This window comes from Amycolatopsis acidicola (genome assembly GCF_007713735.2).
Lineage (GTDB): Bacteria > Actinomycetota > Actinomycetes > Mycobacteriales > Pseudonocardiaceae > Amycolatopsis_E > Amycolatopsis_E acidicola.
Genome location: NZ_VMNW02000021.1, coordinates 103,121 through 116,531 on the forward strand (window position 1 = coordinate 103,121; position 13,411 = coordinate 116,531).

At 65.9% G+C, this 13,411-nt stretch carries 12 protein-coding genes and 3 pseudogenes; 9 read left to right on the plus strand and 6 right to left on the minus strand.

Translation table 11 applies throughout. The features are described 5' to 3' along the window. Positions 1-4 precede the first annotated feature (4 nt). Positions 5-508: pseudogene (locus tag FPZ12_RS17150) on the minus strand (IS30 family transposase); the annotation flags it as partial. Between the two features lie 176 nt (positions 509-684). Beyond that, positions 685-1,185 (minus strand): group II intron maturase-specific domain-containing protein, encoded by a 501-nt coding sequence (locus FPZ12_RS17155; RefSeq protein WP_208025876.1) that lies wholly within the window; start codon positions 1,183-1,185, stop codon positions 685-687. Positions 1,186-1,377: 192 nt separating this feature from the next. Here FPZ12_RS17155 and FPZ12_RS17160 point away from each other — a divergent pair, with 192 nt between their 5' ends. From FPZ12_RS17160 to FPZ12_RS17170, 3 genes are read left to right on the plus strand one after another with little or no spacing between them, the layout of a single operon-like run. Beyond that, a complete protein-coding gene (locus FPZ12_RS17160) occupies positions 1,378-2,601 on the plus strand; it encodes a tyrosine-type recombinase/integrase (protein ID WP_208025877.1) in 1,224 nt (407 codons plus the stop codon). Next, positions 2,598-3,542, plus strand: a complete 945-nt coding sequence (locus FPZ12_RS17165) for a tyrosine-type recombinase/integrase (protein ID WP_144748185.1) — start codon at positions 2,598-2,600, stop codon at positions 3,540-3,542. The genes FPZ12_RS17160 and FPZ12_RS17165 overlap by 4 nt, the downstream gene beginning before the upstream one ends. Further along, positions 3,539-4,546: a tyrosine-type recombinase/integrase gene (locus FPZ12_RS17170; protein WP_243769884.1), complete on the plus strand. Its 1,008-nt coding sequence runs from the start codon at positions 3,539-3,541 to the stop codon at positions 4,544-4,546. Before FPZ12_RS17165 ends, FPZ12_RS17170 begins: the two co-directional genes overlap by 4 nt. Before the next feature lie 210 nt (positions 4,547-4,756). On the opposite strand, the pseudogene FPZ12_RS17175 reads toward FPZ12_RS17170, so the two are convergent. Further along, positions 4,757-5,443: pseudogene (locus FPZ12_RS17175) on the minus strand (reverse transcriptase domain-containing protein); the annotation flags it as partial. Between FPZ12_RS17175 and FPZ12_RS46435 the strand changes: the two are divergent. Next, a pseudogene (locus tag FPZ12_RS46435) lies at positions 5,394-5,648 on the plus strand (integrase core domain-containing protein); the annotation flags it as partial. The pseudogenes FPZ12_RS17175 and FPZ12_RS46435 overlap by 50 nt on opposite strands. 95 nt (positions 5,649-5,743) lie before the next feature. On the opposite strand, the gene FPZ12_RS46440 reads toward FPZ12_RS46435, so the two are convergent. Then, the gene (locus FPZ12_RS46440) at positions 5,744-5,983 is read right to left on the minus strand and encodes a hypothetical protein (protein ID WP_243769886.1); all 240 of its coding nucleotides are present in this window, start codon (positions 5,981-5,983) and stop codon (positions 5,744-5,746) included. 145 nt (positions 5,984-6,128) lie between these two features. After that, on the minus strand, positions 6,129-6,683 hold the full coding sequence (locus FPZ12_RS17185; RefSeq protein ID WP_166462794.1) for a MarR family winged helix-turn-helix transcriptional regulator: 555 nt from the start codon (positions 6,681-6,683) through the stop codon (positions 6,129-6,131). A gap of 310 nt (positions 6,684-6,993) precedes the next feature. On the opposite strand from FPZ12_RS17185, the gene FPZ12_RS17190 reads away from it, so the two are divergent. Genes FPZ12_RS17190 through FPZ12_RS17210 form a run of 5 tightly spaced genes read left to right on the plus strand, consistent with a single transcriptional unit; the run spans position 6,994 to position 12,655 of the window. Further along, positions 6,994-8,352 (plus strand): MFS transporter, encoded by a 1,359-nt coding sequence (locus FPZ12_RS17190; protein WP_144748182.1) that lies wholly within the window; start codon positions 6,994-6,996, stop codon positions 8,350-8,352. Positions 8,353-8,388: 36 nt separating this feature from the next. Further along, complete coding sequence (locus tag FPZ12_RS17195) at positions 8,389-9,567, plus strand: phosphotransferase family protein (RefSeq protein WP_144748181.1); 1,179 nt, start codon at positions 8,389-8,391, stop codon at positions 9,565-9,567. 8 nt (positions 9,568-9,575) lie between these two features. Further along, positions 9,576-10,076 carry a hypothetical protein gene (locus tag FPZ12_RS17200; RefSeq protein ID WP_144748180.1) on the plus strand — a complete coding sequence of 167 codons (501 nt, stop codon included), beginning with the start codon at positions 9,576-9,578 and terminating at the stop codon, positions 10,074-10,076. A 14-nt stretch (positions 10,077-10,090) separates the two neighbouring features. Continuing rightward, complete coding sequence (locus FPZ12_RS17205; protein WP_144748235.1) at positions 10,091-11,521, plus strand: aldehyde dehydrogenase; 1,431 nt, start codon at positions 10,091-10,093, stop codon at positions 11,519-11,521. A 30-nt stretch (positions 11,522-11,551) separates the two neighbouring features. Continuing rightward, complete coding sequence (locus FPZ12_RS17210) at positions 11,552-12,655, plus strand: NAD(P)-dependent alcohol dehydrogenase (RefSeq protein WP_208025878.1); 1,104 nt, start codon at positions 11,552-11,554, stop codon at positions 12,653-12,655. Here the strand turns inward: FPZ12_RS17210 and FPZ12_RS47005 are convergent. Beyond that, on the minus strand, positions 12,642-13,076 hold the full coding sequence (locus FPZ12_RS47005) for a response regulator transcription factor (protein WP_144748179.1): 435 nt from the start codon (positions 13,074-13,076) through the stop codon (positions 12,642-12,644). The genes FPZ12_RS17210 and FPZ12_RS47005 overlap by 14 nt on opposite strands. Positions 13,077-13,411: the final 335 nt, after the last annotated feature.

Here is a 13,411-nt window from a genome sequence, read left to right on the forward strand (position 1 = left end):
GGATTCAATCGGTGGTCGCAACATCAGCTTGGTGGAGTGAGTGTAGGTGATCGTTGAGTGCTTCGGCGGGGGTCCGCCAGTTGAGTGCCTTGCGCGGCCTGTTGTTGAGCGTGGTGGCGATGGCTTGAAGTTTCTCCGCGCTCCATCGCGATAGGTCTGTACCTTTCGGGAAGTACTGACGTAGCAACCCGTTCGTATTCTCGTTGGTGCCTTGTTGCCAGGGGCTGTGCGGGTTGGCGAAGTAGTCCGGGATCCCGGTTTCCAGGGTGAATGCCACATGTTCGGACAGTTCTTTGCCCCGATCCCAGGTCAGCGATCGACACAGCAACTCGGGAAGCGTGCCCATAACAGCAGCGAGCGCGTTCTTCATCGTCACCGCGCCATAGCCGGCGAGCGCGGGGCCGTTCTTGGTGCGAGGAACGGTGCCATAGCCCACTTCCCGTGGCAGGTGTACCAGCATCACATAGCGGGTGGCGCGCTCGACCAGAGTGCCGATGGCGGAGCGGTTGTCCTTGCCGATGATGGAGAGTCGGACCGGGGCGCGGTTCCGGGATTGCTCCCGGCCGGTCTCCCCGGCCCGCTCACCGCACCGGACTTGCGTGTCTCCACGCATCCGGCGCTCCACGGATTCCCGTGTCCTCAGGCGGGTTGCTGCGTCCACGGAGTAGGGATATTGCTCGCCCGCTACCGGTATCGGGTGACCTCCAGCGTTGCGGCGTCAAACATGACTATTCCGTTCTCCAATGGCCGGTTTCCTGGCCGACCGGCCAAAAACTTCCGGTAGAGCTGTTCCCAATTCGTCCGAGGGTGGCGTTTCCTCAGCCACGCGGTGACACGTCGCCAGGCGAACATGTCCAGGTATCCGAAAGTTGCTTTGGACACCCCGTGTCTGAAGTAGGCGCACCATCCTCTGAGTATCGGGTTGAGCTGCCTCAACAACCTTTCCAATGAAGCTTGCTTGACCCTATTCGTCAACGCCCTCACCTTGCCCATCACCGAAAGCAAGGCTTTCTTCGACGGATAGGTGTAGACCGTCCACGTGGTGGTCCCCTTCCTGCGACGCCGCTGGATACGGAACCCGAGGAAATCGAACCCCTCGTCAAGGCGGCAGACCCTGGTCTTCTCGACGGACAGGCGCAACCCTAGGTGGGCGAGAACCTGGCCGACCTCATCCCAGAGGGCCATCGCTTGCTCCCGCGTTCCTTTCACCAGGATCACAAAATCGTCCGCTTATGTGGACCATCAGGTTATGCCGACTGTTGTCGATCGTGTCCTGGTGGTTGACTGGGCCATTCGGGTCTCAATCAGCATAACCGGCGTCATGATCCGGAGGTTCTCTCGCCTGGATGGGCATCAGACCCCAGACGGGAGAGGATCATGGATGAGGATCGTGGTGTCACCGGCGGACCGTTAGCGCCCTACGAGGACGCGTTGCGTGCGGAGTTGGCAGCGACCGGATACCTGGATTCCTCCGCGGCCGATGTTGTGCGGGCGATGGACCGGCTGAGTATGTGGCTGCGGGAAACCGGCCGAACGGCGGCGGATTTGACGCCGACGGTGGTGGAGGATTTCCTTGCGCTGCGGCGGGAACGCAGCGGCAGCGAGGCCGTGGCCCGGCGAGGTTTGGGGCCGTTACTGCGTTTTCTGCGTGGTGCCGGAGTCGCACCCGCTCGGGGCGAGGTGTGGTGCTCCGACCAGGTAGCGATCTTGCTCGCTCGGTATCGCGCGTGGCTGGTGGGTGAGCGCGGTTTGGCTGACGAGTCGGTGCGCTGCTATTGCAGTCAGGCCAAGAAGTTCCTTGAATGGCTGCGCGAGCCAGTGGATTCCTCGCTGGCACGGTTGGACGCCGCGACGGTGACCGCGTTCGTCCTCGGTCACAGCACTGCGGCCGAGAGTGTGTGGTCGGCCAAGGCATTGGTGACGGCGTTGCGGTCGTTGCTGCGGTTCCTGCATGTGGAGGGCGTGATCCCGGGCCCGCTGACCGGCGCGGTTCCCGCGGTGGCGGGCTGGCGTCTGGCTGGGTTGCCCCGTGGTCTGCAACGCGATCAGGTCGCGGCCGTGCTCGCCGGCCCGGACACTTCCACCCCGGCGGGGTTGCGTGATCACGCGATCTTGACCGTGCTGGCCCGGCTCGGGTTGCGCGGGGCGGAGGCCGCCGCGCTCGTTCTGACCGATGTGGACTGGCATGTCGGAGAGATCACCGTGCGCGGCAAGGGATCCACGTTCGAACGGATCCCGCTGCCGGTCGAGGTTGGCCGGGCGCTGGCCGACTACCTGACCAGTGGGCGGCCGTCGTGTTCGTGCTCAGCGTTGTTCGTCACGGCCCGCGCGCCCTATCACGCGTTGTCGGGCACGGCGGTCCGGGCGATCATGGGGCGGGCCTGCCACAGGGCCGGGCTACCCTGGCTGGGCGCGCATCGTCTGCGACATTCCCTGGCCACCGAGGTGTTACAGGCTGGCGCCGGGCTGGCCGAGGTCGGGCAGTTGTTGCGGCACCGCAACCAGTTATCCACCACCGTTTACGCCAAGGTCGACTACACCGCGCTGCGGACACTGGCACGCCCCTGGCCGCTGCCCGCGCCACAAGGTGGCAGGTCATGACCATGCTGCGGGAACACGCCGAACAGTACCTGGCCATGCGCCGTGCGCTGGGGTTCAAACTCACCACCTGGGGACCGAAACTGATGAGTTTCATCGGCTACCTCGAATCGCGTGGCCACACCGTCATCTCCGCCGACGCCGCTATCACCTGGGCGACATCGACACCTCGGGGCAGCACTGACCGAGTGCACTGGGCCCGCCGCCTGGACGTGGTGCGAATCTTCGCCCGGCACCTGAAAACCATGGAACCAGCAACGGAAATCCCACCCGAGGACGTCCTGTCGCGCCGCTATCGGCGGGTCACCCCATATCTCTACTCGCCCAGTGAGATCGTCGCTCTGTTGCTGGCCGCGGGCAGGCTGTCGCCTTCGCTGCGGGCGGCGACCTGGCAGACCGCGCTTGGGCTGCTGGCGGTGACCGGGATGCGCGTGAGCGAGGTATGCCGGCTAGATCATTCCGATGTCGACCTGCGAAGCGGTGTCCTCACAGTGCGGGACTCGAAGTTCGGTAAGTCCCGCGACATCCCCATGCACGCCTCGACCAGGGCCACGCTGGCCGGCTACGCGCTCGTGCGCGATCGGCTCGCCCCCGCCCCGGCCGACCCGGCGTTCTTCGTGTCCACCCGCGGCACCCGGCTGGACGCGGCCAACATGTCGCACACGTTCACCCGGCTGCTCACCTCCGCGGGCATCGCCCAAACCCCTGGGCGTCGCCGGCAACGAATCCACGACCTCCGCCACACTTTCACGGTCGCGACTTTGCTGGACTGGTACCGGGCCGGCGTCGACGTTCAGGCCCGCCTGCCGCTGCTGGCCACCTACCTCGGCCACGTCGACCCCAAGTCCTCCTACTGGTATTTGAGCGGATCACCCGAACTACTGGCGCTGGCCGCCTCGCGGCTGGAACGCGCCTTCACCACAGAAAACGAGACCAGGCCGTGACCGCGCACACCGACACCTGCGACTTCGCGCCGCTGCTGCAGAACTTCTTCACCGACAAACTGATGCGGCAACGCCAAGCCAGCCCGAACACCATCGCCACATACCGCGACGCGTTCACACTGCTGCTCGGCTTCGCCAGCACCCGCGTTCGGCGGCAACCCGCCCAGATGGAGCTGTCCGACCTGGACGCTCCGATGATCGGGGCGTTCCTGGAACACCTGGAGACCGAACGGGGCAACAACGTCGCGACCCGCAACGCGAGGCTGGCCGCGATTCACTCCTTCTTCCGCCACGCGCTGCCCCGCGCGCCCGAGCACGCTGCGCTAATCCAACGGGTGCTGGCTATCCCTCCCAAACGGCGGGACCGCGCGATCGTCAGCTACCTGACCCGCGTCGAGACCGACGCACTCATCGCCGCTCCGGACCGGTCCACCTGGACCGGCCGCCGCGACCACGCGCTGCTGCTGATCGCCGTCCACACCGGACTACGCGTCACCGAGCTGACCAGCCTGAGAATCGGCGACGTCCACCTTGGCGCGGGCGCACATCTACGTTGCCACGGCAAGGGACGCAAGGACCGCTGCACCCCGCTGACCAGCACCACCGCCAAAACCCTGAAGACCTGGCTGAAAGAACACGACGGCACAGCGACCGACCCGCTGTTCCCCAGCAGACGGGGAACCCCATTGTCCCGCGACGCCGTCGCACGCCTGGTCACCAAACACACCCACGCCGCCCGGACCACTTGCCCTTCGCTCGAGGACAAAAACGTCACACCACACACCCTGCGGCACTCCACCGCGATGGCGCTGCTGCACGCCGGCGTCGACGTCTCGGTAATCGCCCTCTGGCTTGGCCACGAAGCAACCGAAACCGTCCAGATCTATCTCCACGCCGACATGACCATCAAAGAACGCGCCCTTGCCCGAACCGATCCCCGCGGCGGCAAGCTCCGCCGCTACACCGCCCCGGACACACTGCTGACCTTCCTCAAAACGCTCTGACTCACTGGGGTTATGCCGAACACGCCGAAGTAAACCCCTTACACACGAACACAATCGCACCAGGAGCAACATAACCCGATGGTCCACATAAGCGGATTTATGCCGACGTCGGCATAAGTCCGCGTAGCGGACGATCCGGTAGAAAGCGCCACCGCGTTTGCGGTGCGCTCCCCTCCGCCACGATGTTCCATGGTCGTCCTTGGCGAGGAAGTGCTCATCCAACGCTGAGAGCGCGATATTCGCCAACAACGGCGATATGATACCGCCTTGTGGGGTGCCGGCCACCGTCCCCTGATACTGTCCCGCTTCGGACATGACGCCCGCTTTCAAGAAGGACTTGACCAGAGCAAGGACACGTTTGTCCCCGATCCGCCGCCGCAGCCGGGCCATAACGACTTGATGCGGCAACTCGTCGAAACAGGCCGCGATATCGGCCTCGAACACCCACTCATAACTGCGGGAACCCGTCCCGTAGAAGTGGATCTCCGCGATCGCGTCCTGCGCTCGACGTTTGGGGCGGAACCCGTAGGACACGGGCGCGAAGTCCGCCTCGAAGATCGGTTCCAAGACCAGCACCAGAGCCGCTTGCACCAACCGGTCCCGAGCCGTGGGTATCCCTAACCTTCTGAACTTCCCAGGCTGCCCGGGCTTGGGAATCCGCCGCTCCCGAACCGGAAGCGGCACGAACTCCCGCGTCCGCAGCAGTTCCCGTGTTTCGCCCAGAAAATCGGTAACTTTCGCTGGCTCAGAAATGAACCAGGGAGCAACCCGGTCCACTCCGGGGGTGCGCGCACCCTTGTTCCCTGTCACCCGTTCCCGCGCAACCGCAAGGAAATCTGAACCTAGGCAATTCACGTCCTGGTCCTTCACCAACCGGGTCAAGGAGGCCGGACTCATGCCGTCGTTAGGAACTGTCGGTGATGGTTACGATAACGCGATGATGGAGTCATTCTGGTCGAAGATGCAGACCGAACTGCTCGACCGGAAGAATTGGAAAATCCGTACCGAGCTGGCGAACGAAATCTTCCAATATTTCGAGATCTTCCACAATCGGCAACGTCGGCACTCCAAGCTCGGCCACCTCACACCGGTCGAGTATGAAAGACTCCACGAGCTACAACAACCCGCCTTAGACTCCACCATTGCGGGTCCGGCAAACCGGGGCAACGCCAACGTGTCCGGCGAACGGGGACAAGCTCACGCGGTGTGTGCCGTGGTGGCGATTCGTGCGAAGTCGTCAAGGCGCGAGACCATGCCTTCGAACGCGCGGAACCGCTCGAGTTCCCCGGCAGCCTCGAAGTCGCGGATCCGGAGGAGTTGCCGGCATTTCGCCCGCAACTGGTCGTGCGCCACCAATCCGGCTTCGATGGCGTCTTCGACCCGGGGTCCCGTGGCGTCGAGTGCCCCAGGACTCCCGTGGCCGCGCGACTCCGTCACGATGACCTCCGTTGGCCTTTCGAACGTTTTGGTCCGATAATAGCAAAAATCGGCCCATAGTGTAGAGGGTCCGGACGCGCCGCTCGTCGGCCTATTGCTTCGTGACACGAACCATAAATGATGGCCGTCCTGTCGGTTCCTCTGCTCAGCGCGTTGTTCGTCGGCGACGGCGTTCGCTGCGGGGGTGCACCCGCGGCCAGGCGACGGGATCGATCTCGGCGACCTTCCACAGGGCGGGAAGGGCCGCGGCGAGTGCTGCCCGTTCTTGGTCGGACAGCGCGGCGATGCGCTCGGTGAGAGTCTGGTTCCGTAGTCGCTGGTTGTCCTCCAGGGCGCGCCTGCCCTCCGCGGTGATCGCGACCCTGACCTGGCGGCGATCCTCCACGCCGCCCCGTTTCACCACCAGGCCCGCCGAGGTGAGCCGTCCGACGATCTCGGTCATCGTCGAGATCGCGCGGCCGTCGGCCGCGGCCAGTTCGGTGATCGGCATCGAGTCTGTGGTGGTGAGCTGGCTCAGCACCAGGCTCTGTGCGGCGCTGAGCGGCGCGTTCGCGTTGGTTTCGCGCAGCCGGTTGCCGATCATCGTCAGTGGCGGCCTGCTCGCCGCCGCGACTTCCGCGGGGGTCAGCGACACCGGATTGCGCTCGAAGAGCCCGGGAATCGCGGGGTCGTCGGTATTCGTGCCGGACTCGCCGTCCATGAACATCACCCTAAGCCCCCGTTCGGCGCCGGGCCGTGAAGCCCGTTCGCCCGTCTCTTGACAGGTGGTTCGCTGCCCGCGATAGTGACACATATGGTTCGGGCAGCGAAGCAATTGAACGCTAGCACGTGGGGCGCGTTGCCCGAGCGGTTCGGCTGTGGCCGGGCCGCGCCCGGTGCCGGTCGTGGAGCCGGGCGCGCGGAGTCCGCCGTCCTTTTTGGATGACCTTCCAGAGGTTGAAGACCAAGAACGTCGTCACGCCCGCTTCGGGTCGCGACGACGTGTCCCCGAACTTTCCCGGAGAAGATCAATGACGACTTCTACCTCCGAACAGCGGGATTCAGCCGCTGTTCTCAAAGCCCGGATCGACCGCTTGCCGGTGGCGACCGCCACGCACAAAAGATGGATGGTGCTGCTGGCGTTCTTCTTCCTCTTCGATACCCTCGACGCCGCCATGCTCGGCTATACGGCGCCTGCGCTCAAAGCCGAATGGGGGCTATCGATCTCGACGATCGGGGCGCTCTCGTCCATCACGTTCGCCGGGATGATGATCGGTGCGGTGGTCGGCGGCCGACTGGCCGACCGGGTGGGCAGGCGAAAGATCATCCTCGCGTCGGTCGTCTTCTACTCGGTGTTCTCGATCGCCGCGGCGTGCGCGCCCAACGTGGGTTTTCTGGGGACCTGCCGGATCCTCACCGGCGTCGGCCTGCAGGCGATGACCGGTGTGCTCCTGGTGTTCGTCAGCGAGATGTACCCGAAGCATCTGCGCGGCCGCTACCAGGCCGTGCTCCTCGGGCTCGGCTGCATCGGTATCCCGGTCGTGTCAGGGATCTCCAGCCTGCTGATCCCCCTGGGCCACGGCATGTGGCGGTGGGTGTTCGTCATCGGCGGGCTCGGTGTCGTCGGCAGCTTGGTGGGCCTGCGGATCCTTCCTGAATCCGTGCGATGGCAGGCGGACAACGGGCGGGGAGCCGAAGCGGAACTGCTGGTCGCCCGGCTGGAGGACGAGGCCCGGCGCAAGACCGGCGCGGAACTGCCCGACCTGGTCATCGCCAAGCCGGTGCCGGCCGGGGCGATGCGGAACCTGTTCTCCCGCAAGTACTTCGGCCGTCTCGTCGTCCTGTCCATCTGCATGATCTGTTTCATTCTGATCAACTACGGGTTCAACGGCTGGGTCGCCACACTGCTCGTCGAGCGCGGGATCGCCCAGTCGCAGGCGCTGCGCATCGCGTTCATCATCTCCTTGGCGAGTGTTCCCGGCTCTTTCCTGGCCTATCCGATCATCGACCGGTTCGAACGGCGCGTCGTGGGTGCGCTGAGCATGGTGGGGGTCGCCGCCTTCCTGGTTGTTTTCGCGTTCGCGAAAAGCGCCACGCTGCTCATCGTTTCGGGATTTTTGCTGACGGCGCTGTCGTATGTCGCGCTTTCGGTGCTTTATACGTATGCTCCCGAAATATTCCCGACCAACCTGCGCGGCCTCGGTGCCGGCGTCGGAAACGGAATGGGGCGGGTGGCTGGACTGGCTCAGGGTTTCATCGTGGCCGGTATTTTCGATGCCTTCGGTTTTGCTCCGGTATTCGGTTACATGGCGGCCGCCGCGGTGATTTTCGCGGTGGCGATGGGTTTCTTCGGCATGCGGACCTCGAACCGAAGCCTGGAAGAAGTCTGACCCGGAGGGTGTGCGAGCTCTGTGAGGAATGAATTCATGAAGGTTCAAGAAACCAGGTCGTCGGCCGGAGTAGCGCCGCAACGGCGGATCGAACGGAACTTGGCGGCCGTGCTCGATGAGCGGGCTCGCCGTCGTGCCCGGGGAATCGGGGACAGGCCGGGTATCACGCCGGGCGACGCCCAGTCGCGTATCACCCGGTTCCTGTCGCGTCGGCTGAGCGAGGAGTTCGGGGTCACCGACGTGGTCCAGATGTCCGGTGGCGGCGCCAACGAGTGCTATGCCTTCCGTCTCACGAGGAACGGAAGCGCGCAACGGCTCGTCCTGCGGATCAAGTCCCAGGGCGCGTGCTGTGAGACGGACGTCCAGCGGGAGTTTTCCATCCTCGGCGCGGTGAAGTCGGTGCTGCCCGCGCCCGAGCCATATTGGCTGACCCTCGACCTCGCGGACTTCGGCTCGCCCGCCATGATCACGGGCTTCTCGGACGGGGTTTCGGCACCCAGTGACTCGGTGCCACTCGCGACCGGTCTCGGCACGGTTTACGGCCCGAGGCTCCAGAAACTGCTTTCACCGCAGTTCGTGAAGTATCTCGCGCGCCTGCACGCCCACGACTGGTCCGGTGCCGACCTCGCGGGGTTCGACATCCCCCGCGCGGGGACGACCGAGGCACTGGACTGGCGGCTCGCTTTCTGGGACCGGGCGTGGGAGGAGGACGCGTTCGAACCGCATCCCACCATCACGCTCACGCGGGACTGGCTGTGGCGGAACCGGCCGGTGGTCGACCGCGTTTCGTTGCTGCACGGTGACTACCGCAACGGGAACTTCCTTTTCGATGAGCGGAGCGGCGAGATCAAGGCGGTGATCGACTGGGAGCTGTGTTACCTGGGGGACCGTCATTCCGACCTCGCCTACGCGATGCTCCCGGCGTGGGGGTCTCCCGGTGAATCCGGAGAATTCCTCAACTCGGGCCTCGTGGAGACGGAGCAGTTCATCTCACAGTACGAAAGGCTTTCGGGGCTCGAAGTCGACCGGGAGCGGCTGAACTACTACATGGTGTACGCCCTGTACTGGTCCGTGATCTCGCTCGTGGGCACGGCGCCGCGCAACGCCGATCTGCGGATGACGCAGCTGGACGTGATGTACAACTTCATCTATCCCGGGCTCGGCGCGTATTTCTGCCGGGAACTGAACCGGCTCGTGGCGGGAGTCGCCGCATGATTCCGGCCGTGACCCAGCAACTCGAGGCGATCCGGCGCCGGCTCACCGAGACGGTCGTCCCCGAACTTCCCGAAAGCGCGAAGTTCGCGCGCGAGCAGGTATTGCTGATCGACGCGGCGCTGGCGTCGGTCATCGAATGCCAGGAACACGAGTACCGCTATGCCGTGCTGGAACACCAGGACTACCGGGAGCTGCTCGGCGAACTGACCCGGCTGACGGGCACGCCGGACCGTGACGTGCTCGCGGTCCTGGACGAGGCCGGTCCGGACACGGCTGCCGGTGCTGTGCCGCTGACGGCGATCACGGCGCGGACGCGGCGGATGAAGGTGCTCGCCGAGCGCCTCCACGGAGAACTGACTTCCCAGGCGACAGAACAGGGTTCGCGGGCGTTCGGACTTATGGCGCGGCTGGCGGCCCGGCAGGTCGCCCGCGAAGCCTCGTGGTTCCGCCTCGCCGGGTTCACCAAGGATTCAGCGAGCATCGGGCAACTACTGGAGGAGTCCCGTTGACGGAAAACACCCTGATGTATGTGGACAGCGCCTGGACCGAAATGGACAGCGACGAGTCCGTGGAGGTCATTGAAGCGGCGACCGAGAAAAAGATCGGGAGCGTGTCGCTGGGCAATGCGCGGGACGTCGATCGAGCAGTGCGCGCGGCGCGCACCGCTCTGGACCACGGGGCCTGGGGGCGGATGTCCCGGGCCGAGCGGGCCGGCCTGATGCTCGGCTTCGCCGACGAACTCGAAGCGCGCGCGGAGGAAACGGCGACCCTCGTCAGCCGGCAGAACGGAACGCCGATCGCCTTGTCACGGGAGGCCAACGGCACCGGGCCCGCGGCGACCCTCCGGATGTATGCGGGGCTGGCGGCCGAGGCGGACACCGAAGAAGTCCGGGCGAGCCCGAACGGTGCGACCATCGTGCGGCGGGAGCCCGTCGGCGTGGTCGGTGCCATCACCCCCTGGAACTATCCCCAGACGCTGGCAGTCATGAAGATCGCGCCCGCGCTCGCCATGGGCTGCACGGTCGTGCTGAAGCCGTCCCCGGAAACCTCGCTCGACGCGTTCGTCTTCGGTGAGGCCGCCGCGGCGGCCGGAATTCCCCAAGGCGTGATCAACATCGTGCCCGGCTCCCGGGACACGGGCGCGAACCTCGTCTCGCACCCGTTGGTCGACAAGATCGCCTTCACGGGGTCAACGGCCGCGGGGCGCGCGATCGGAGCCGAGTGCGGCCGGCTGATCCGGCCGTGCACCCTGGAACTCGGCGGCAAGTCGGCGTCCATCGTGCTCGAGGACGCCGATCTGGACGTGTTCGCCGCGGGCCTTGGCGAGTCGAGTTTCCGCAACAACGGGCAGACCTGTGCGCTGCAAACGAGGATCCTTGCCCCGCGCAGCCGGTATGACGAGGTTGTCGACGTGGTCGCGGACTTCGCGGGCAAACTCGTGCTCGGTGACCCGCTGGATCCCTCGGTGACCTGCGGGCCGATGGTCAGTGCCGCGCACCGTGCCCGGGTGCTCGCGCACATCGACGGGGCGCGCGCCCGGGGAGTCCGGCTGGTGACCGGTGGCGGCAGGCCCGAAGATCAGGAGCACGGCTGGTTCGTCGAGCCGACCGTTTTCGTGGACGTCGCGAACTCCGATCCGATCGCGCGGGAAGAGGTCTTCGGCCCGGTTGTGGCGGTCATCCCCTACGACGATGACGACGACGCGGTCGGGATCGCGAACGACAGCGACTACGGGCTCGGTGGCTCGGTGTGGACGTCCGACGAGGCCCGCGGGCTGGAGATCGCCCGCAGGGTGCGGACCGGGACCATCGGGATCAACCACTACACGCTGGACCTCGGTTCGCCGTTCGGCGGCATGAAGGACAGCGGACTCGGCCGTGAGCTCGGCCCCGAGGCGCTCGACGCTTACACCGAATACAAGTCCGTATATGCCAGTGCTCGTCGCCTTTCCTGACAGCGACGGTTCAACCGGGAAGGAGTGTTCGTGGTGCGCATTCGCGGTGCGGTCGCGAGGGAGACAGGGGCGCCGTTCACGCTCGAGGACCTGGAGCTCGACGAGCCACGTCCGGACGAGGTGCTCGTCGAGGTTTCGGCGGTAGGCGTCTGCCATACGGACGTGGCGGTCCGCAATCAGTGGATGCCCTTGCCCCTGCCGATGGTGCTCGGCCACGAGGGCGCCGGCATCGTCCGCGCTGTCGGCCGCTCGGTGCGGAAAGTCGTTCCTGGAGACCGTGTCGTGATGAGCTACTGGCATTGCGGGACGTGCCCGCGCTGCCTGAGCGGGCATCCGGCGTACTGCGTGGATCACGCCGCCTGGACCGTGAGTGGCAGCCGCCCGGACGGGACGAACGCGGTGCACGGCGAAGGACCGTTGCACGGAACCTTTTTCGCGCAGTCCTCCTTCGCCACGCATGCGATGGCCACCGAACGGAACGTGGTCAAAGTCGGCGCGGACACCGATCTCGTGGTGGCGGCCCCGCTGGCTTGCGGGCTGCAGACCGGTGCCGGCACGGTGATCAACCGGCTGACACCCGAGGTGGGATCGGGCCTCGCGGTCTTCGGGGTCGGCGCGGTCGGCCTTGCCGCTGTCATGGCGGCGCGGCTCGTCGGATGCACGACCGTGGTCGCGGTGGATGTCCATCCTTCCCGGCTCGCGCTGGCCGAAGAACTCGGCGCCACGCACACGATCGATGCCTCGGCCACCGAGGACGTCGCGGGAGCCGTCCGGGATCTTTCTGCGAGCGGAGTGAACTACGCCGTCGAGACGACAGCGGTGCCTTCGGTCGCGGCCCAGGCGGTGGAAAGCCTGGCGCCCCATGGGACTTGCGCCATCCTCGGCGTCGGGCCCGGGAACCCCGCGCTCTCGCTGGACATGATGCGACTGCTGTCGACCGGCCGCACCGTGACCGGGGTCGCGATGGGCGACGGCCGCCCGGAAGAACTGATTCCGAAGCTGCTCGAACTGCATCGCCAGGGCCGGTTCCCGATCGACCGGCTCGTCACCACGTATCCGCTGGAGGACATCAACAAGGCCGTCGAGGACGCCGAGGCCGGCAAGGTGGTCAAGGCAGTGCTCATCCCCGGCTGAGTTTCCGCAGATCCATCGCAGGATTCCGGAGTTGTTCAACGCCTGCAACGGCTTCGTGGGCGATCAAGCGGCGGGTGAGCTTGCGCGGCCCGTTCTTGACGTGCGTTTTCACGGTGCCGGGGGAGACGTACAACTCCTCGGCGATCCGGCTGTTGCTCTCGCCGCGCACGAGGTACCGCAGCACATCGAGCTCCCGCCGGGTCAGCTCGGCGAGCGGGCCGTCGAGGCGTTCCAGCGGGTCCGCCGGGCGCGGGGCCTCTCCGTCGATTCCGGCTATGTCCGTCGAATGTGGACAGTTCGCGGAGGAGGCTGTTTTCCAGGGCCCGCAGGGAGTTGTCGGCAGAGCGGAGGTCGCGGACGACGGCAGGGGAGATATCGAAGCCCGCGAGCGGGGCGATCTCGCGGAGCATTTCACGGGCACGCCGGATCAGTTCGCCCGCCGGTTCGGCAGCACTGTCCACAACCGTCTCCTCGTTCGACCCCAGAGCGGCACTGCCCTGTCCGGCCGATTGTCACCGCGCGGTGGCGCCCGGGGATACATCGCTGCGCGGGATTGCTCTCCAAAGGGGGAGCGGAACACCCCTTAAGGGAGTGGTAACAGCATGACCTAGGTGTGGCCAGCGGCCCACCCAGCCACCCAAACAGGAACCCGGCAACGACACCCAAGAAACACCCGACGGCCCGTCCCACCCCGCCGACCATGGCACCAACCGCCACCCGGCAACGCGAAGCGAGCCGTCCCACCGACCACACCCC